Annotated in this window: 18 protein-coding genes; 10 read left to right on the forward strand and 8 right to left on the reverse strand. The window is 51.4% G+C overall.

What is annotated here, in order from left to right:
* Positions 1 to 319: 319 nt before the first annotated feature.
* Positions 320 to 3,214 (reverse strand): FAD-binding and (Fe-S)-binding domain-containing protein, encoded by a 2,895-nt coding sequence (locus AC6I7T_RS06520; RefSeq protein WP_497792524.1) that lies wholly within the window; start codon positions 3,212 to 3,214, stop codon positions 320 to 322.
* 335 nt (positions 3,215 to 3,549) lie between these two features.
* On the opposite strand from AC6I7T_RS06520, the gene AC6I7T_RS06525 reads away from it, so the two are divergent.
* From AC6I7T_RS06525 to AC6I7T_RS06560, 8 genes are all read left to right on the forward strand, one after another.
* Positions 3,550 to 4,347 carry an ABC transporter ATP-binding protein gene (locus tag AC6I7T_RS06525; RefSeq protein WP_497792525.1) on the forward strand — a complete coding sequence of 266 codons (798 nt, stop codon included), beginning with the start codon at positions 3,550 to 3,552 and terminating at the stop codon, positions 4,345 to 4,347.
* Positions 4,344 to 5,153, forward strand: a complete 810-nt coding sequence (locus AC6I7T_RS06530; protein WP_497792526.1) for an ABC transporter permease — start codon at positions 4,344 to 4,346, stop codon at positions 5,151 to 5,153. The genes AC6I7T_RS06525 and AC6I7T_RS06530 overlap by 4 nt, the downstream gene beginning before the upstream one ends.
* 232 nt (positions 5,154 to 5,385) lie before the next feature.
* Positions 5,386 to 5,877 carry an anthrone oxygenase family protein gene (locus AC6I7T_RS06535; protein WP_497792527.1) on the forward strand — a complete coding sequence of 164 codons (492 nt, stop codon included), beginning with the start codon at positions 5,386 to 5,388 and terminating at the stop codon, positions 5,875 to 5,877.
* A 206-nt stretch (positions 5,878 to 6,083) separates the two neighbouring features.
* A complete protein-coding gene (gene prpB / locus AC6I7T_RS06540) occupies positions 6,084 to 6,995 on the forward strand; it encodes a methylisocitrate lyase (RefSeq protein WP_497792528.1) in 912 nt (303 codons plus the stop codon).
* Positions 6,996 to 7,029: 34 nt separating this feature from the next.
* A complete protein-coding gene (gene prpC, locus AC6I7T_RS06545; protein ID WP_497792529.1) occupies positions 7,030 to 8,196 on the forward strand; it encodes a bifunctional 2-methylcitrate synthase/citrate synthase in 1,167 nt (388 codons plus the stop codon).
* A 39-nt stretch (positions 8,197 to 8,235) separates the two neighbouring features.
* Entirely contained in the window at positions 8,236 to 9,687 is a 1,452-nt protein-coding gene (locus AC6I7T_RS06550; RefSeq protein ID WP_497792530.1) for a bifunctional 2-methylcitrate dehydratase/aconitate hydratase, read from the forward strand.
* 48 nt (positions 9,688 to 9,735) lie between these two features.
* Positions 9,736 to 10,914 carry an acyl-CoA dehydrogenase family protein gene (locus AC6I7T_RS06555; RefSeq protein WP_497792531.1) on the forward strand — a complete coding sequence of 393 codons (1,179 nt, stop codon included), beginning with the start codon at positions 9,736 to 9,738 and terminating at the stop codon, positions 10,912 to 10,914.
* Between the two features lie 26 nt (positions 10,915 to 10,940).
* The gene (locus tag AC6I7T_RS06560; protein ID WP_497792532.1) at positions 10,941 to 11,705 is read left to right on the forward strand and encodes a 3-hydroxyacyl-CoA dehydrogenase; all 765 of its coding nucleotides are present in this window, start codon (positions 10,941 to 10,943) and stop codon (positions 11,703 to 11,705) included.
* A 185-nt stretch (positions 11,706 to 11,890) separates the two neighbouring features.
* On the opposite strand, the gene AC6I7T_RS06565 is transcribed toward AC6I7T_RS06560, so the two are convergent.
* The 7 genes from AC6I7T_RS06565 to AC6I7T_RS06595 form a co-directional block, all read right to left on the reverse strand.
* The gene (locus AC6I7T_RS06565) at positions 11,891 to 12,754 is read right to left on the reverse strand and encodes a hypothetical protein (protein WP_497792533.1); all 864 of its coding nucleotides are present in this window, start codon (positions 12,752 to 12,754) and stop codon (positions 11,891 to 11,893) included.
* Between the two features lie 32 nt (positions 12,755 to 12,786).
* Entirely contained in the window at positions 12,787 to 13,569 is a 783-nt protein-coding gene (locus AC6I7T_RS06570) for a hypothetical protein (RefSeq protein ID WP_497792534.1), read from the reverse strand.
* A gap of 97 nt (positions 13,570 to 13,666) precedes the next feature.
* Entirely contained in the window at positions 13,667 to 14,845 is a 1,179-nt protein-coding gene (locus tag AC6I7T_RS06575) for an acetyl-CoA C-acetyltransferase (RefSeq protein ID WP_497792535.1), read from the reverse strand.
* A gap of 2 nt (positions 14,846 to 14,847) precedes the next feature.
* A complete protein-coding gene (locus AC6I7T_RS06580) occupies positions 14,848 to 15,582 on the reverse strand; it encodes an enoyl-CoA hydratase/isomerase family protein (RefSeq protein WP_497792536.1) in 735 nt (244 codons plus the stop codon).
* Positions 15,583 to 15,661: 79 nt separating this feature from the next.
* A complete protein-coding gene (locus tag AC6I7T_RS06585) occupies positions 15,662 to 16,300 on the reverse strand; it encodes a CoA transferase subunit B (protein ID WP_497792537.1) in 639 nt (212 codons plus the stop codon).
* 5 nt (positions 16,301 to 16,305) lie between these two features.
* Positions 16,306 to 17,007: a CoA transferase subunit A gene (locus AC6I7T_RS06590; RefSeq protein WP_497792538.1), complete on the reverse strand. Its 702-nt coding sequence runs from the start codon at positions 17,005 to 17,007 to the stop codon at positions 16,306 to 16,308.
* 36 nt (positions 17,008 to 17,043) lie between these two features.
* Positions 17,044 to 17,568, reverse strand: a complete 525-nt coding sequence (locus AC6I7T_RS06595; RefSeq protein WP_497792539.1) for an Lrp/AsnC family transcriptional regulator — start codon at positions 17,566 to 17,568, stop codon at positions 17,044 to 17,046.
* 154 nt (positions 17,569 to 17,722) lie between these two features.
* On the opposite strand from AC6I7T_RS06595, the gene AC6I7T_RS06600 reads away from it, so the two are divergent.
* Positions 17,723 to 18,874, forward strand: a complete 1,152-nt coding sequence (locus AC6I7T_RS06600) for an acyl-CoA dehydrogenase (RefSeq protein ID WP_497792540.1) — start codon at positions 17,723 to 17,725, stop codon at positions 18,872 to 18,874.
* 12 nt (positions 18,875 to 18,886) lie between these two features.
* The gene (locus tag AC6I7T_RS06605; protein WP_497792541.1) at positions 18,887 to 20,656 is read left to right on the forward strand and encodes an acyl-CoA carboxylase subunit beta; all 1,770 of its coding nucleotides are present in this window, start codon (positions 18,887 to 18,889) and stop codon (positions 20,654 to 20,656) included.
* The last annotated feature ends 13 nt before the right edge of the window (positions 20,657 to 20,669 follow it).

Here is a 20,669-nt window from a genome sequence, read left to right on the forward strand (position 1 = left end):
TATCTATATCCGATGGCAACATGGCTTTTATTGTTTTGGGGACCGCTACGGCATCTTAGATAGGCTGTCGACTGTTGAAGATCAATAGCTGAGGCAATTCCCGCTTGGGTATATCCGCTATTTTATGCAGACTTTCCGTTAAGACAACCTGCGCACCACCATTCCCCAAGTGGCGCTGGATTGCTCTAGATGGGCGTTTCTTTAGGGAAACGCCATCTAATCATAGTTATGCTTATCTACGCCGGACCCCAAAATGCGTTGGTCCAAGCAACCTCAGACCAAATGCACTCTAGAGAGAGGCAGGGAGACCTGCCTCTCTCTATTTCGCTTTCGTAGCATAGTGAAGGAGATGAAGATACGAGCGGTAAATCTTGCCCGTGGCCCTCGTCATCCCGATTTCGCAGGTACGACTACTGGAATAGTAGCCGTCATGCTCTTTATCTCCTAAGCCGGCAACCTCGCTCCTTGTTGCCGAACGTGTAAGTTCAGGCAGTAGAAAGCCGCGATCTCCTGCAAATCCACAACACCCGGCATCGCTCGGAATCATGACGGACTCGCTGCAACTTTGCGCAATGGTTTTCAGCTTCGGAGTAATCGCCATCTTCATCGTCGAGCAGACCGGATGCAGAGCTACGGAATGCACCTTACGAAGAATGGCCAACTTAGGAAGAAGCGAATCATGCACGAACTCGATGGAGTCGAGAATCTTCAACTTATCGAACCGTTTCTGGTTTTCCGGCGTCAATGCACCTCTTGAAGTACGTAATCCATAGGTGCACGGGCTGGTATCCACCACGACCGGCAACCTGCCGCCTTCCGACCACGCCCAGAATCGCTCAACTGTACGGTTCACGGAAACACCATGGGCCTCTTCGAAACCCTTCGACGAAAAAGGAACTCCACAACAGTTCCCCACTGCGTCTTCAGGAACGTACAGATGAACCCCGGCACGCTCGGAGACATTGATCAGGGCATGCATCACAGAAATATCTTGCGGTTCTCCAGGCAGAGCTCCCATGATTCGAGAGATACAGGATGGGAAATAAACCGCCTCGGCACCTTCACTTTTGCTTTTAGGCAAGCGACCTTTACGTGGACGCGGCATCTCGGCGCTCCACTTCCAGAAGGGTTCCTGCATCCACTTGTGGGTCGCCGTGTCCAGAACTCCGGTAATGGCTTTCATCATGCCTACGCCGAAGATAGATTGAACAAGATGTCCTGACCACATAGCCATCCTTGCTCCGACCTCGACCAAGGACATCTGCTTCGCAAGCAGAACAGCAATTTGATTCGCTCTCGAGGAATGGCGCGTATGGCGGAAATGCTTGATCAACTTCCCAGTATCGATACTGACCGGGCAGGCCGTTGCGCACAAACCATCGACAGCACAGGTATCGACAGCCATGTAGGGGAAATCGCGATGAAGCGCGTCGTACTGCTGATAGTGCCCAGCCTCATCGAGCCGCTGCAGTTCGCGCCGCACAACGATGCGCTGGCGAGGAGTCAGAGTCAAATCACGGCTGGGACATTTCGGCTCGCAATAACCACATTCGATGCACTTATCGACTTCAGCCTCAACCACTGGAAGCTTTTTCAAATCAGAGATATGGGCTCGTGGATTGGAGTTCAGGATCACACCAGGATTAAGTACACCGCCGGGATCGGCCAGCTGCTTTAACCGCGCCATAATTCTGTACGCATCCGGGCCCCACTCGGTCTCCACAAAGGGAGCCATATTGCGCCCGGTACCATGTTCAGCCTTCAGAGCACCGTTGTACTTCTTTACAACCAGATTCACAACGTCATCCATGAAATGGCTGTACTGATCAATAGCAGTCGTGTCACCGAAACCTTGCGTGATAACGAAGTGTAGATTGCCATCTTTAGCGTGACCAAAGATGATGGCTTCATGATAGCCGTGCTTTTCAAATAACTCCGTCAGATCGACTGCTGCATCGGCAAGGTATTCAATGGGGAAAGCAACATCCTCGATGATGGCAGTCGTCCCTTGCGCACGAACGGCCCCCACCGAGGGGAACATTCCCTTACGAATCTTCCAGAGCTGTGCCTGAACAACTGGATCTTCTGTGAAAAGCGGCTCGCATACCAAGTTCAAGGTAGAGACCACCGCTCGAGCGCGGGCAGCATTTTCCTGCGATGCAGAGGTTTCCTTCGCCTGAAACTCGACCAACAGCCCAGCAGCACGAGGCGGCAGTTGACGAATCTGAGGTGGAACTCCGGGCTGGTTCTCCACAGAGCGCAAGGATGCACGATCCATCAACTCCAAGGTAGCGGCTCCTGCCTCACGCAAGGGAAAGATGGCAGCGCAGGCAGCATGGAGGTCGGGAAACAGCAGAAGACCGGTGTACTTGACAGGGAGATCGGGAACGGTTTCCAGCACGGTTTCCGCAATGAAAGCCAAAGTGCCTTCTGCCCCAATCAAAAGATGACTAAAGATATCGACCGGCCGCTCAAAATCCAGAAAGGCATTCAGTCCATAGCCTGTCGTATTCTTCATGCGATATTTCGAGCTAATCTTCTCGCAAAGCTCCGGATTCTGTTCAATCTGCTGCTTTAACTCCAGCAATCCAGTTGCGAGTTCCGGTTCTGCCTGCCTGAATTGATCGTCGGCATGCGGATTGGCAGTATCGATTTCGGTTCCGGAAGGAAGCAGAAAACGCAACGAAGACATTGTGTGATAAGCATTTTGGACCACGCCACAGCACATGCCGCTCGCATTATTGGACAAGATGCCGCCAATCCGGCAACTACCAATAGAGGCAGGATCTGGTCCGATCTTCGCCCCGTAGAGCTTTAATGCATTGTTTGCCTGTTCGCCCACAACTCCAGGCTGAAGGCGAATCTTTCTGCCATTCTCCTCAACCTTGATATTGCGCCAGTATCGACCAATATCAACGAGAATCCCGTCGGTGATTGCCTGTCCGGAGAGACTTGTTCCCCCGGCACGGAAGGTCAACGGCACTCCAGCCTCTTTGCATAACGCAAACAGGCTGCGAATCTCCTCTATTGTCGAAGGCTGGACTACAGCCTGAGGGATCAAGCGATAGAAGCTGGCATCTGAAGCAAAGGCAATACGATCGATTGGGCGCGTGAGAATATGCGCTGGATCTAGACGCGCCTTTAATTTCTCCAGAATTTTCTCAGAATGCGTAGCGGGAACTACCTCTTGCACGGTCTCTACGAAAGACTTCATCGTGCCTCCTGTAAATCCAGCACGAACCCATCAGCTCATTCCGCAAACTACCCACGTACCCGTTACCCCGAGAACCGCAAGCTATGACAGTGAAACCGTTGGAAACCATCGTGCAATATCGATATTCAAAATAGTACGAATGAGGAGAACGATCTCCTCTGTGCACAAGATACTCCAATATCCAGGAAACGGAAGTCCCTTCCTATCTTTTATCTTGTAGCCTCCCTGATCTTCGGGAATGTTCTCGAGAATTTCCTGGCGGCTCCAGCGAGCCTCCCGTTCAGAGCAAACCACAGTGAATCGGATAGAGTAGAAGGATAGGCCTCGAAGATCCGATGCCGCAAGAGGTTGAAGTGAAAGGCTCACAGCATCACCCTACCACCCAAGTGCTCTCGGTCCAACACCTGACCAAGCGCTATGAAAATATCGTCGCCGTAAACGATATCTCCTTTCATGTCGATTCCAAGGAGATCGTGGGACTATTGGGGCTCAATGGCGCAGGCAAGACCACGACGATCAACATGATTCTTGGGGTCCTGAAACCCACTTCGGGAACGATCCTGGTAAACGGACATAATTTGGCAGAGTACCGCTCCAAGGCACTAGAGAGCACGAACTTTGCCGCCGTCTATGCGCCCCTACCTGGAAATCTGACGGTTTACGAAAACCTCCGGACCTTCGGGCTTCTGTACGGAGTCAAGAATTTACGCGGCCGTATTGCAGAACTACTCGAATACTTCGACCTGGAGAAATTCCGCAATACCAAGTGCGGCGTACTCTCTTCCGGCGAGCAAACCCGTGTATGTCTGGCCAAGGCTATGCTTAACCGTCCGAAACTGCTGTTGCTGGACGAACCGACCGCCTCAATCGATCCGGCAACCGCTCAGGAAATCCGCGGCAGCATCCGGAAGTTTGCCAATGCGAATGAGGGAGGGATTTTGTGGACTTCACACAATATGTATGAAGTGGAAGAGGTCTGCGACCGGGTACTTCTGCTTGCTCAAGGCCGCATCCTGCTTTCCGGTGAGCCTAAAAGTCTGCTCAAAGCCCATGGCAAGGAGACGATGGAAGAACTCTTTATCGCTGTTGCAAAAGACTCGCTGACCTTTAGCCAGGAAGAAAGCCTACGATGATTACCTTTCACAGAACTGCTGCCATCGCCCTGCGTCAGTATTATCTTTTTCGCGGAAGTCTGGTCCGTTTTGTCCCTCTGTTTGCATGGGTAACCGTTGACGTGGTTCTCTGGGGCTTCATCACGAAATACCTCAGTTCCGTAACCGCATCCCACGTTAATTTTGTTCCCTCTCTGCTGGGTGCCGTCCTTCTGTGGGATTTTCTTGTCCGGGTCATGCAAGGCGTTACAACAGCCTTCTTTGAAGATGTGTGGTCTCGAAACTTCCTGAACATCTTTGCCACACCACTTTCGGTTCCGGAATATGTCATAGGTCTAATCGCTACCAGCATAGGCACGAGCACCATTGGGGTGATAGTCATGTTGCTGGTAGCAGCTACGGCCTTTGGCTTCTCTTTCTTCAGCTACGGAATCATGTTATTGCCGTTTCTGCTAATCCTATTTCTCTTTGGCATTGCACTCGGAATATTCGGGTGCACGCTCGTAATGAGGTTTGGCCCTGCGGCCGAGTGGTTCATCTGGCCGATACCGGCGCTTGTCTCCCCCTTTGCAGGTGTTTTCTATCCTGTAGCGACCCTCCCGCGGTGGATGCAGGCCATCTCCCGCATTCTCCCCCCTTCATATGTCTTCGAAAACATGCGAGCCATTGTTCTCGGGGGAACCCCTTCATGGAATAGTCTCTTCGGGTGCATGGGAATGGCTCTAATCTATCTCTTCCTCGCCGGAGCGCTATTCCGCGGGGTGTACCGCAAGGCGCTGGACACCGGATTAATCGCCAGATACAGCGCAGAATCGGTGGGCAGCTAGGCTCAAGCACAATCCCAATAAGGCGCTGCACCTACACTCTATATCTCTGAAATAAACAGTAATCGATATTCGCGTGACCAGTCCGTTAAGGAAGATGAACCCAATCACTCTGGGCTTGGACGAATAGGCAAGGACTCAATACGACCGATCATTGTTGCCCTCCGTGCCCGGATATACCGTAAAGAAGCGTGCAAATTGCATTGCAATCCATCTCAGTTCGGAACCGGACAACATGAACAAGACACATCTTTCAGTTATGCTTGTCTTCGCTGCTGCAATTGGTAGTGGAATCGTCGGCGGAATCTTCTATGCATTTTCTTCGTTCGTGATGACTGCGCTCGCACGTGTCTCTCCATCAGAAGGAATTGCCGTCATGAGATCCATCGATGTAAGTGTCATGAATGCCAGCTTCATGACCGTCTTTATGGGAACCGGGCTTCTTTGCACTATCACAGGCATAGGTTCTCTATTTAACTGGAATACCACAGCAGCCAAACTCGTCTTTCTTGCCAGCCTGCTCTATTTAATAGGAAGCATTGGTGTTACTGCCGCCTTTAATGTGCCGCTGAACAATCGGCTCGCCTCAAACTCGGAATCAGTACAGATTATTTCTTTCTGGCAACACTATCTGAAGGCCTGGGTTGTTTGGAATCACATTCGAACAGCAGCCTCGATTCTTTCATCGGCACTCTTTACGGCAGCTCTTTACCTAAGAGGACTCTAGAACGAATCCCGCGATTCGGAGAGAGAACAAAACATCAGCCTTGACAAGGAACGGGGCTCTTCTCCCTTTTACCTCTATCATGGTTGGCTCTTGCTACATTTGCACACTCCCCACCAATTCTGTCCGCTCTCAGGTCCTATCTATTGACCAAGAACCCATCTGTCGTTCATTTTTGAAGAGGCAGGTCAACGGATCAAGAGGCATTCATGCTAGCAAAGAACTCTGGTAATAGTCCTCGCATAAGCTTCCGGCAGGCAGTCAACGATGAAAAACCCCTTCAGGTGGTCGGTGCCATCAATGCATACACCGCATTGATGGCAGAAGCCACGGGCTTCAAGGCACTCTATCTCTCGGGAGGAGGCGTCGCGGCAAATTCACTCGGTATACCCGACCTCGGAATCAGCACAATGGAGGATGTACTCGTCGATGTTCGACGTATCACAGACGTTTCCTCCTTGCCGCTTCTTGTCGACATTGATACCGGATGGGGCGGAGCTTTCAATATCGCGCGTACGATCCAATCGATGATCAAAGCTGGCGCTTCTGCCGTTCACATGGAAGATCAGGTCAGCACGAAACGTTGCGGTCACAGACCTGGCAAGGAAGTTGTAAGCACAGAGGAGATGATTGACCGAATCCGCGCTGCCGTCGATGCACGCACTGACCCTGAGTTTGTCATCATGGCGCGTACAGATGCTCTGGCAAAGGAAGGCCTACAGGCAGCGATCGATCGCGCAGCCGCATATGCCGAAGCAGGAGCTGACATGATCTTTGCAGAGGCCGTAACAGAGCTATCGATGTACTCGGAATTCAGGAAGGCAGCCGGGGTTCCCATTCTTGCAAATATCACCGAATTTGGTCAATCTCCACTATTTACAAAAGAAGAGTTGGCAAACGCAGATGTGGACATTATCCTCTATTGCTGTTCGGCTTATCGGGCGATGAACGCTGCAGCTCTCAAGGTCTACGAAACGATTCGCGCCGAAGGCTCGCAACGGAACATGCTTCCTGCAATGCAAACACGCGAGGAGTTGTACCGTTTTCTTAATTACCACGCTTACGAAAATAAGCTGGACGAATTATTCGCCAAAGAAAAAGAGAAGACTAAAGACCGATAACTGCCTATATCAATCTTGATTGTCGGAGAGACGCATGCGTGAGTTCATCCCCAACCCACCAGAGATTCCCTTCAAGCCGAAGAAGTCTGTCGCACTCTCGGGAACCGTTGCAGGCAATACAGCCCTTTGTACCGTTGGACGCCACGGAAATGACCTACACTATCGCGGTTACAATATCGCCGATCTCGCGACGGCATGCGGTTTTGAAGAAGTAGCATACCTCCTCATTCACGGGAAACTTCCTAATCCTGTTGAATTGACAAATTACAAAACTAAACTGCAAGCTCTTCGGGGCCTGCCTGCCAGGATCAAAGACGCCCTCGAACTACTTCCCGCCGGAACTCACCCCATGGATGTGCTGCGTACTTATGTCACAGCGCTAGGCTGCATGTTGCCGGAGAGGGACGACCACAAACCGGCCGAGGCTCGTGACATCGCCGATATGCTCCTCGCTTCTCTACCATCGGCACTTCTCTATTGGCATCATTTCTCCAGGAACGGCAAGCGGATCGACGTCGACACAGACGACTCCTCTATCGCTGGTCACTTCTTACACCTGCTGCACAGGACCACACCCTCTGAGCAATGGATCTCGGCAATGGAGACTTCGTTGATCCTCTATGCCGAACACGAATTCAATGCCTCCACCTTTACCGCACGGGTGATTGCCGGAACGGGCTCGGATATTTACTCCTGTATTACGGGAGCTATCGGTGCTCTGAAAGGCCCTAAGCATGGAGGTGCCAATGAAGTCGCACTCGCCATCCAGAGCCAATATGCCACTCCCGAAGAAGCAGAAACGGATATCCGCAAACGCATTGAAGCACGGGAAGTCGTCATCGGCTTTGGGCATCCGGTTTACACTACGTGCGACCCCCGCAGTGACATCATCAAGGGAGTGGCCCGGAATCTCGCCTCCGAGGCATTAGACACGCGTCTTTACGATGTTGCGGAAAGAATCGAAACAGTGATGTGGGACGCAAAGCACATGTTTCCCAATCTCGATTGGTTTAGTGCTGTCTCCTACCACCTTATGCGTGTGCCCACACTCCTATTTACCCCACTGTTTGCAATTTCAAGAACAGCAGGTTGGTCTGCACACATCATCGAACAACGCCAGGACGGCAAGATCATTCGCCCTTCTGCGAACTACACGGGACCTGAAGAACGTACCTTCATTCCCTTAAGAGAACGTCGATAACCACTCGTAGCAAAGGTCCATTTCGATTGGGAGGGAAAGTTGCCTCACGGTGTAAGCAGCGAACGTCCGGCCCCCGACAAAGTTCTCGTCGATCTTGCCGATTACATCTTCCACTACAACATTCAGAGCGAATTGGCATATACGACGGCAAGGCTATGCCTGATTGACAGCTTGGGCTGCGCTCTCGAAGCTCTTGAATATCCAGCATGCACAAAACTGCTCGGGCCTCTTGTCCCGGGCATTACTGTATTGAATGGAGCTAAAGTTCCAGGAACCCCCTTCGAACTTGATCCTGTACAAGCAGCCTTCAATCTGGGAACCATGATCCGCTGGCTGGACTACAACGACACTTGGCTCGCAGCTGAATGGGGGCATCCCTCCGATAATCTGGGTAGCATCCTGGCTGTTGCAGATTGGCTATCGAGACAAGCTGTCGCCAACGGAGAACCACCGCTCAAGATGAAGCAGGTCCTTACAGCGATGATTAAGGCGCACGAGATTCAAGGATGCATTGCTCTCGAGAACTCTTTCAACAAGGTTGGACTTGACCATGTCGTTCTCGTAAAGGTCGCATCCACTGCTGTTGTAAGTCAGCTGCTAGGTTTAACCTACGATCAGACAATCGCAGCACTCTCCCATGCATGGCTTGACGGGCAAAGTTTGCGGACTTATCGTCATGCACCTAACACTGGACCGAGAAAAAGCTGGGCAGCCGGAGATGCAACCAGCCGTGCCGTGCGCCTGGCGCTAATTGCCCGTACAGGGGAAATTGGATATCCTTCCGTACTCACAGCGAAGCGCTGGGGATTCTACGACGTCTGTTTTCAAGGCAAAGAGTTCGCCTTCCAGCGCCCCTATGGCTCTTATGTCATGGAGAATGTTCTCTTCAAAATCAGCTATCCCGCCGAGTTCCACGCTCAAACTGCAATAGAAGCGGCAATGACGCTCAAAGAGGAGTTAGAGAATCAAGGAAGATCTGCAGCAGACATCTCGAAGATAACGATCTACACCCATGAAGCGTGTTTGAGAATTATCGACAAGAAAGGTCCTCTTCACAACCCCGCAGATCGAGACCATTGCATCCAATATATGATCGCAATTCCTCTTATCTTCGGGCGCCTGGCTGCAGTCGATTACGAAGATAACGTAGCGGCAGACCCTCGTATTGATGAGCTCAGAGATAAGACGGTCTGTGAAGAAAATCCATCCTTCACCAGGGATTATCACGATCCGGAGAAACGCTCGATCGCAAACTCTCTGCGAGTAGAACTCACAGATGGAACGGTTCTGGAACAAACTGTCGAATATCCGATCGGGCATAAACGGCGGCGTGCAGATGGAATTCCACTGCTGCAGGCAAAGTTCGAGAGGAATCTTGCCCGACGCTTCTCCACCGCACAGCAAACCAGGATTATCGAAGCATCTCGTGAACAGCACGCCTTCGAAGAGATGCCAGTCAATGAATACGTCGACCTGTATATTCCCGAATAGGCATCGGGTCGATACAACAGACAACTTTTAAGCTTCTTCCGCGAACCTATGACTGAATTCAGCAGAACTGACCAGTTTGCGCTCACCGCAGAGCAAAAGGCCATTCATAACCTGGCGATTTCCTTTGGACAAGATGCAATTGCTCCTCATGCGCTCACCTGGGATCAGGAGAAATACTTTCCGACCGAGGTAATCCAGAGAGCCGCCAAACTAGGGATGGGTGGTATTTGTGTCTCCGAAGATGTTGGCGGCAGCGCTCTGAGCCGCTTGGACGGAGTATTAATCTACGACGGTCTGGCCATGTCCTGTCCGTGCATCGCCGGATACTTTTCCGTTCACAATATGGTGGCATGGATTCTCGATAAATTCGGCAACACAGAACAACGCCAGCAATTCCTCCCAAAGCTTTGTGGATTCCAATCCTTGGGAGCTTACTGCCTTTCTGAACCAGCGGTTGGTTCAGACGCTTCCGCGCTTTCCACTCGTGCAAAGAAGGATGGTGACATCTACATCCTGAATGGAGTGAAGCAATTCATCTCAGGAGCAGGCGCAGCAGATATATATATCGTCATGGCACGGACCGGAGACGACGGACCCAAAGGTATCTCCTCTTTCATCGTGGAGAAAAGTACCGAAGGCCTTTCTTTTGGTCCGCATGAAAAAAAGATGGGATGGAATGCGCAGCCAACATGCCAGGTAATTCTCGATGACGTACACGTTCCGGCAAGTAATCTGATCGGAGCAGAAGGCTCTGGATTCAAAATTGCCATGTCGGCTCTTGATGGAGGCAGGCTTAATATTGCTGCCTGTTCTCTTGGGGGTGCCAGAACTGCGCTGGAAAAGTCCACAGCATACCTTCAAGAGCGCCATGCCTTTGGGCACAAGCTTGCAGATTTCCAGGCGCTCCAATTTCGCTTAGCCGATATGGCGACAGAATTGGAGGTAGCACAAACATTTCTTTGGCGCGCTGCCTCGGCACTGGAAAACAAAGATCGCAACGCAACCACACTTTGTGCGATGGCGAAAAGATTCGTCACAGACACAGGATTCAAAATTGCCAATGAGGCCCTTCAGCTCTTCGGCGGGTACGGTTACCTCGTTGATTACGGCATCGAAAAGATCGTTCGCGACCTGCGGGTCCACCAGATTCTGGAAGGTACGAATGAAATCATGCACGTTATCATCGCGCGGAACCTGCTTCAATCCACGCAATATCAGACTCGCTAAAATTTCCTGGTTCCGCTGGAGCAACAATGCAGATTGAGAAGAAAGTTTTCCTCGTAACAGGAGCATCATCCGGGCTGGGAGAAGCTACCGCTCGTATGCTGGTGGAACAGCGGGCCAAAGTCGTTCTTGCCGATGTCAACCCTGCGGGAGACAGCCTCGCCGCAACATTAGGGGCCAATGTCGCTTTTGTTCCAACAGATGTTACACAAGAAGCCGACGGAATAAATGCGGTGGAAACGGCCAGATCTCTCTTCGGAGCGCTGCACGGACTAATCAACTGCGCAGGTATTGCACCAAGTGAAAAGATTGTTGGACGAAATGGGCCGCACACCCTTGAAAGCTTTGCCCGAACAATCACGATCAATCTCATCGGCACATTCAACATGCTTCGCCTGGCAGCCGCCGCAATGATGAAGAATGAGCCAATGGAAGATGGCGAACGTGGAGTCATCATCAACACGGCTTCCATTGCAGCCTTTGAAGGACAGATCGGACAAATTGCATATGCCGCATCGAAAGCAGGTGTCGCAGGGATGACACTGCCCGCGGCGCGTGAACTTGCCCGCAATGGCATTCGCGTCGTAGCAATCGCACCTGGAGTCTTCATGACGCCAATGATGGCTGGCTTCTCCGCAGAAATTCAAGAATCTCTTGCTCAAGCCGTGCCCTTCCCCTCAAGACTTGGCAAGCCGAAAGAATTCGCGGCACTGGTGGCGGCTATCTGCGAAAACACAATGCTGAATGGAGAGATAATCCGACTCGATGGCGCTCTACGCATGGCTCCGAAATAGCTCATTGGCAATAGCTCTGGAGCATTTCCCGCATAGGTATAGATTCGCAGAAGGCAGCAAAGAGCGGCTTTCTTTGGAGAAAAGCCGCGTGCCTGCCGGAATTGTTTTGCCTCTATCCAGCCATTATTTTGCACCACCTAGGCAGAACAATTTCGATATCCCATTTTTTGCCTTTCTTTCCGTGCCTAATAGATTTGAAACAGGGGCCCTTCGTTAAAGGCAAGATAGAGGTATACTCGATTAAATTTTCCCGGGTTGCTTTTCAGCTCAGTACCTGTGATCTTTCGGATTTGCTCCAGGTCAGAAGCTTCCTGCTTCATACATCTAAAAGGCGTATTGTGAATAAGCCCCTTTATTCCGTAGTGGACTAGCAAAACCAGCTCCACTAAGTCTTTTTGTTCACGAATTCCTCCATACATCTTCGTCTTTTTACGCAGGCAATCAAGTAGGCTCTGTGCCGACTTTCCGACATCATATGTTGATGTTTCAAGCCCAAATTTGATCCAGCGCGTCTCCGATCTCCAATGCGTCCATTCTGAGGGATATGTTCTTTTGGGTGTGAACACGATTTCGAATAGATGTTCTCTCAAAAGTGGATAAGGTGAAAAATCAGTGACCCGCAGTGCTGACTCGCAACCTTCCAAGGCCGAAACATCATTCATCTGAACAAACTCTTTGAACTGTTCACAAAATTCCGCTGCGCTTGGCGAATCCGAGTTATAGGGATGCTTTCCGCGAAATAGATCCTCTGTAAGCTTTGGCCAGATCATTATTGAACCGAAGTGCCTCGGTCTGTAGTGGTCCCGAAATCGCTCCAAACTGAATTCGAGTTTTGATCTTCTTTCCTGCTTTCTGATGGAAGCTTCAGTTTCGATTGGATGTAGCCACTCAGTGAGTTCTAAGCCGATCCTCTGGCCATTGGGTAGATTGGCGACGAAGTCTGGACGTACATTCCCTCTTCTCCAAATCAAACCTGGATACAGGAAATCAGGGTGTGAGCTTAGGACTCCGTCTAAGATATCTTGCTCTTTCGCTTCATGTTTATCCATGTCTGTGCCTGCTAAGCAATCATAAATCGGCCTTAATCGTCTTTGTCCTCAGATTCGAGATAATTAGCCGGATCATGCTCCGGTGATGGAGTACAAGAACCCAGTTGCTGCCCAGGAATACATTTTTTCACCGCCACGAGACTAGAGGCATCGGATCGAACGACGTGATGTTTTGCCAGTTCCTCGTCGACGTGACACTCTCCGCTCTTCGATGTTGCATATAGTCTCAGCGTTCTCTTTGCGACCTCTGTTTCGCCCATACCTTCGATTTGGAAATGGAGCCACCCTTCATTTCTCCTTGAGCGGGAGAGGTCTTCGGTGAGCGCGACCGGATTTATAACGAAATTCTGCCTTATGTCTTGCCCAAGCTGTTTGAAATAACGCCGCTCGATAAGCTCCCACCTCTCCAAATCTTTTATGGCGGTTAGTGCTAAGACCGCCCCACGAAAAACGAGTTGCGCCGAATAGTCTACTTTTATGGCGTTAAGATTCGAAAGTACTGCTGAGACCTGAACAAAAAGCTCACCGTTCCTCCATCTATATTCTTCGTCTCCTGTTCTATGCATCACAACACTCTCTATGGTGATCTTTATCTCGGGAGGAATAGCGTTGAACTTCTTTATCTCCTTGTGCTGCCGATAAATTGTTTGCAGCAGAGCCCAGTTCCAGGAAAAGACAGCAAGGGCGAAATAGGCTGCTTTCTGGCTCTTAGCTGTTGGATTATATAAGAGAGTCCAGAGGGCAAAAAAAGTCCAGGCGGCACAGCTCATAAGGCTCCACCATTTGGACACAAAGTCCCAGAAAGGATTTTGCATTCCCAACGTGCTCCCACTTTATTACCGTCTGAATCAAGCGTTAATCACAAGCCGCGTAAGCTACTGTGACCTGATCTACATCTTTGAGGGAAATAATCTAACGTTCCACAGCAAGCGCAACAGCATTGCCTCCTCCGAGGCACAGTGAAACTACTCCCTTTTTGGCGTCGCGCCGAATCATCTCGTGAATCAGTGTCACCAAGACTCGCGCACCACTGGCTCCAATAGGATGGCCTATAGCAACCGATCCGCCATTCACATTTACATTCGAAAAATTCAATCCGAGCTCTTTTGTTACTCCGAGAGCCTGGACGCTGAAAGCTTCATTCAACTCGTAAAGGTCCACATCCTCTTTTCGCCAGCCGGCCTTTTCCAGAAGGTTTGTAACGGCAACCACAGGAGCAAGCATAACCCACTTTGGAGCGACACCGCTTTGTGCCTGAGCCTTGATGCGGACCATGGGTCTCAATCCTAAAGCGTCAGCCCGCTCCCGAGACATGAGGACGACTGCAGCAGCGGCATCATTCACTCCCGGGGAATTCCCTGCTGTCACTGTTCCATCTTTTTTGAATGCCGGACGCAGTGTTGCCAAAGTCTCCAGCGTTGCCTCTTCTCGAATACTCTCGTCCGAATCAAAAGTAGTAGTTGTACCTTTCTTGCCTGGAATGCTTACAGGAACAATCTCCTGACGGAATCGACCTTCTTTTCTAGCCAAAGTTGCACGCCGATGTGACTCAACGGCATAGGCATCCTGCTGTTCGCGGGTGAAGCCATGCTTTTCACTGACGAGTTCGGCAGCCATCCCCATGTGATGATCCTCGCATGCGCACCACAAACCATCCTTAATCAAAGAATCGACGACACTTCCATCTCCCATACGAAGCCCTTTACGAGCCTGAGGAAGTAAATACGGAGCATTCGACATCGACTCCATTCCTCCGGCAACAACGATCTCGGCGTCGCCAGTCATGATCGCTTGAGCTCCCAAGGCCACAGCTTTCAGCCCGCTCCCGCACACCATGTTGACAGTTATTGCAGCGACACTATCGGCGGCCCCACCACTAAGAGCCGCTTGTCGAGCCGGATTCTGACCTAACCCCGCAGGCAGTACGCAACCCATGATGCACTCATCAACCAAGTCCGGAGACAAGCTGGCCCGATGCATAGCTTCACGAACTACGATTGCGCCTAGCTGGGTTGCAGGAATATCACTCAATCCACCGAGGAATTTTCCGACCGCCGTACGAGCTGCCGATACGATTACGATTTCCTTCATCGCTATTTCCCCTGCCAACTGGCTTGGCGCTTTTCAAGAAAAGCCGTTATGCCTTCATTCTTGTCAGCGGTGTCACATAAGTGACCGAATATCTCCGTTTCCGCAATGAGCCCCTCTTCCAGGGATCGATCTTCGCCTCGCGCTGTCGCCTGCAGGATTCCGGAGATTGCCAGCGGAGCTACTTTGACAATCGATGCGGCTAAACCCCGGGCTCTGCTCATCAACTCAGTAGCAGGGACAATTTCGTCTACGAGGCCAATGCCTAATGCCTCTTCGGCATTTACGCTTTGCGCAGTTAACATCATGCGTAACGCAACAGATCTTCCAACCAGCCGGGACAACCGCTGAGTGCCGCCATAACCGGGGATAAGTCCCAGCTTTGCCTCCGGCAACCCTAATACAGCTTTGTCGCTGGCGATCCGTAAGGTGCAAGCCAGCGCTAACTCGCAGCCGCCACCAAGAGCCGCACCGTTAATGCAGGCAATAACCGGCTTGCCACAACGTTCGATTTCAGTGAAAACCTGCTGGCCGCGTAGAGAAAGTGTCCTGCCAGTATCCGAATTTGTATGTACGAGTTCCCGGATGTCTGCTCCGGCAGCAAAGGCCCGGTCTCCCGATCCGGTAAGCAGGATGACACGAACAGAGGCATCGTTCCGTAAACGCAAGAACAAAAGCTCCAGTTCATCGAACATCGTAGCGTTGAGGGCATTCAGAGAGGCGGGCCGATTAAGTGTCACGACGGCAATATCTCCGTCATACTCACAACATAGGGTTTGTAACGCGAGCTGTTCATTCATAGATTCAGATGAAGATCAATTACGAAAGCTGGAACCGAACCGAAACTCCTGTGCGTTTTGCTACTTCTTCGCAAGAGACTCCTTCAGCCAATTCAGTAACAACAATTCCCTCGGGAGTAATATCCATGACGCACAGGTCGGAGATAACTCGTTTCACCACTCCGGCACCGGTGAGCGGCAAAGTACACTTGGGTAGAATCTTCGGGCTGCCATCCTGCGCATTGTGCTCCATCATAATCAGTACGTGCTGAACGCCGGAGACAAGATCCATGGCCCCTCCCATACCCTTAACTCTCTTCCCTGGAATCATCCAGTTGGCAAGATCTCCATCTTCGGAGACCTGCATCGCACCGAGAATCGCAAGATCGATGTGGCCGCCTCGGATCATCGCGAAGGAATCCGCGCTAGAAAAGATAGACGCTCCATCGATAAAAGTAACGGTTTCCTTTCCCGCGTTAATAAGGTCAGGATCCACCTCTCTTTCGAGCGGGAAAGGCCCCATTCCGAGCAATCCATTCTCTGACTGCAGAATGACCGTCATGCCGTTGGGAATGTAATTGGCCACCAGTGTCGGCATTCCTATCCCAAGATTGACGTAGTAACCGTCCTGTAGCTCCGCAGCTGCACGTTCGGCCATCTGACAACGTGTCCATGGCATAGTAACTAGGCCTTTCTTATCGTTCTACGTTCGATGCGCCGTTCCGGCGTAGGATTGTGAACCAGCCTATGCACAAAGATTCCAGGAGTATGTACTTCGTCAGGATCAAGCACTCCAGGTTCGACGACAATTTCAGCCTCGGCGATGGTGATCTCACCACATGTTGCAGCAACAGGATTGAAGTTGCGTGCCGTACGGCGAAAGACCAGATTGCCGTAAAGATCCGCCTTCCAGGCTTTCACCAAGGCTACATCGGCACGAAGACCTCGCTCGAGGATGTATGTAACACCATCGAATTCCTTATGCTCTTTACCCTCTGCAACAACAGTGCCGACACCGGTCCGAGTATAGAATCCTGGGATGCCGGCGCCACCTGCCCTCATTCGTTCCGCAAGAGTCCCCTGCGGCACAAACTCTACCTCAAGTTCCCCATGAAGAAATTGTCTTTCGAATTCAGCATTTTCTCCGACATAGCTGGAGATCATTTTGCGAATCTGTCTTGTTTCGAGAAGCACACCTAAACCCCAACCATCGACGCCTGCATTGTTACTGGCTACGGTGAGGTTCTTAACACCACTATCACGCAAAGCGGCAATCAAAGCTTCAGGGATACCGCACAGACCGAAACCGCCTATGGCGAGAAGCATTCCATCGCGTACTACTCCTGCTAAGGCGGCGGAGGCACTATCCCACAGTTTGTTTATCATTCTTTACCTGCCTGTGTCACTTATGCTCCGGATCGGTTACGAATCCAGATTTGCCTTCTCTACGGCTTTACGTGTTATGGTGCGGCGGCTAACCGAAGACGACAACACCGTAGAAGTTGCCGTTGCACCAAAGCGAGCCAGCCTATCGATAAAGCTCTCCAAATGCTCTACAGAGGTCACTTGCGCCTTGAGGATGAAGGACTCCGACCCTGTTACCCGGTGACATTCCACCACTTCCTCCCATTGGCTGGAGACGGCGAGAAAGCGCTTCAACTCCTGTTCTACGCGGGCTATGGTGAGCCGCACAAAGACCAGCATTGGGACACCAAGTTTCTTAGGACAGACGTCCGCATGAAACCCGCGAATGACTCCCAACGACTGCAAACGATGTACTCTCTCGGCAACTGCAGGAGTAGTAAGTCCAACTCTACGACCAAGTTCGGCCCAGGAGAGACGTGCATCTTCCTGTAACTCTTCAATAATCTTCCAGGAAATATGATCGAGCTCTACCGGATGGTTGGCACGGCGGGGAAGGTCGATTGCCATAACATCGAAGGACAATAACACTTTTTTCTTACGATTGGGAAATGAAATCTGTTTTCACTTTCACATTTGAATTGTGCATCTTACTCTTCAGGTGCAATACTCCCTTCGAACAATAAAGAAGTGCAGTTTTGCCGCGTCGAACATTGGCTTCTATCCCCGGGAGCAATTCATGACACGAAACAACATCGCCGAATTAACAGAAGAACAACAGGAGCTGTGTCGAGTAATCCGACGCTTTGCCCAGACCGAAATAGCGCCGCATGTTAGCGAATGGGATGAGACAAGTAAGTTTCCCTGCGAAGTGGTACGACAACTAGGAAACATGGGACTGCTGGGAATTATCTTTCCTCCTGAGTTGGGCGGAAGTGGAATGGGCTATGTCGAATATGTGCTGGCAATCGAAGAGTTGTCGCGTGTCGACGGCTCAATCGGTATCATCGTCGCTTCACATAATTCTCTATGCACAAACCATATCTTCCTCGCGGGGAATCCGGAACAGCGACAGCGCTGGGTGTCCAGGCTCGCTTCGGGAGAATGGTTGGGCAGTTGGGCCCTGACCGAACCCGGATCAGGCTCCGATGCCCTCGGAGCACGTACCACTGCAGTACGCAGTGGTAACGGATGGATACTCAATGGCACCAAGACTTTCATTACTAATGCCGGACATGCCGACTGTGCAGTTGTCATCGCAGTCACAGATCGATCGAAAAAGAGCCATGGCTTCACCGCATTCGTAATAGAGAAGGACACCGCAGGATTTCGGGCCGGGAAGAAGGAAAACAAACTAGGCCTCAGGGCCTCGGATACCTCTGAGCTGATTTTTGAAGATTGCTTCGTTCCGGACGAGAATCGCATAGGGGCAGAGGGTGAAGGGTTCATCGACGCTATGAGAGTCCTGGACGGCGGCAGAATTTCTATTGCAGCATTATCACTAGGCATTGCCCACGGAGCACTCGATGCTGCACTCCACTACGCAACGGAGCGCCAACAATTCGGCAGACCTATCAGCGAGTTTCAGGCTATTCAATTCAAGCTTGCCGATATGGCCACCCAGCTTGAAGCAGCCCGGCAATTAACCCTGCATGCAGCCCGCCTGAAAAATGCCGGGTGCAAAACGACTCTTGAATCCTCGATGGCGAAACTGTTTGCGAGCGAGGCGGCGGTTCGCATCTGCGACGAATGCGTCCAAATTCACGGCGGCTATGGATTCATCAAAGACTTCCCTGCAGAAAAGTTTTATCGAGATGTAAAGTTGTGCACCATTGGAGAAGGTACCAGTGAGATTCAGCGCATGGTAATCGCGCGAGAAATACTGAAGTAGCCAAAGATTCAAATGAATAGCTTACGGTCAACAGCGAAGGCAAAGACTCCTGAAGTTACGATAGAAAACCCAATGCCAGGACCTGTTTCCAATAACATTCTGGTTTCAAAACTTAATAAAGAACTTCCTCGTTTTCGGAGCAATCACCAGGCCCTGGTGTCGCTGCTCGCAACCCTAGAGCAGGAAGAAGCCACAATTCGAATGGGCGGCGGGCCGAAGGCAATTGAAGTACAACATGGAAAGAAGCGGTTGACAGCACGTGAGAGATTAGATTTGCTGCTGGACCCAGGCACATCGTTTCTTGAATTGGGGCTTTACGCCGCACATAAAATGTACGAGGAGTGGGGTGGTGCACCCACTGCTGGTGTAATCGCCGGACTGGGGCGCGTCTGCGGTAAGCTGGTCATGATTGTTGCCAATGACGCTACGGTGAAGGCAGGAGCCTTCTTTCCCATGACAGCCAAAAAGGTCCTCCGTGCTCAGTCTATTGCACTGGAGAACCGGATTCCGACTCTCTATTTGGTCGATTCGTCAGGTGTCTTTCTCCCGCTACAGGAAGACGTCTTTCCAGACCAGGACGACTTTGGCCGCGTCTTTCGAAATAACGCCGTGATGTCCTCGCGAAATATCCCTCAGATCACGGCAATCATGGGAATGTGTGTAGCAGGCGGAGCATATCTTCCGGTAATGACGGACACAATCCTGATGACGGAAGGCAGCGGACTCTTCCTTGCTGGCCCTGCGTTAGTGCAGGCAGCCATCGGTCAGAAGGCCGATGCAGAAGAGTTAGGCGGAGCAGCTATGCATGCAGAAATCTCCGGTACCATCGACTTCAAAGAACCGGACGATCAATCCTGCATTGCACGCCTGCGCTCTCTGGTCGATAAACTAGGCCGCCGTCCCGGAGGGCCATTCGATCGCCGTCCATTCGATCCTGATAAAGATGCCCCGCTCTATCCTGCAGAAGAGCTTTACGGGCTGATCGATCCCGATCCCAGCCGTGCTGCCACCAACACCTACGATGTCAGGGAGGTAATCGCCCGTATCATAGACGGGTCTGCCTTCGATGAGTATCGAGCCGAATATGGACGGACCCTTGTCTGCGGCTATGCGCGTATCGGCGGTTTTGCCGTAGGCATTGTTGCAAACCAGAAGTCTCATCAAACGAGGATCGCGCCAGGAGGAGACCGGCGAACAGAATTCGGGGGGGTCATTTACACCGAAAGCGCAGAAAAGGCAGCTCGCTTCATCATGGACTGCAATCAAAGCCTGATTCCGCTCATCTTTCTTCATGACGTCAATGGCTTCATGGTAGGCCGCGATGCGGAACAGAATGGCATCATCCGTGCAGGAGCCAAGATGGTTAGTGCCGTCTCGAATTCCGTCGTACCCAAGATCTCCGTCATTCTTGGCGGAAGTTTTGGAGCAGGACACTATGCAATGTGCGGCAAAGCCTACGACCCACGTTTCCTCTTCGCATGGCCCACAGCGCGGTACGCGGTAATGAGTGGAGGTTCAGCGGCCAGCACTCTCGTCGAAATACGGGTAAAGCAATTGGAACGGAGCGGACGGACGATCACAGAGGACGAACGTAAACAGATCTACGATGAAATCAAGAGCACGTATGACTCCCAGGCGGACCCTCGCTACGGAGCGGCAAGATTGTGGATCGATGCAATCATCGACCCTGCCCAAACACGCTCGGTCCTGATTACAGCTCTGGAAGCAGCCAGCCTCAACCCCGATGTGGCAGAATTCAATCCAGGAGCAATACAAACCTAAGCTCCTTGAAGGA

Source organism: Humiphilus diazotrophicus (assembly GCF_059726315.1).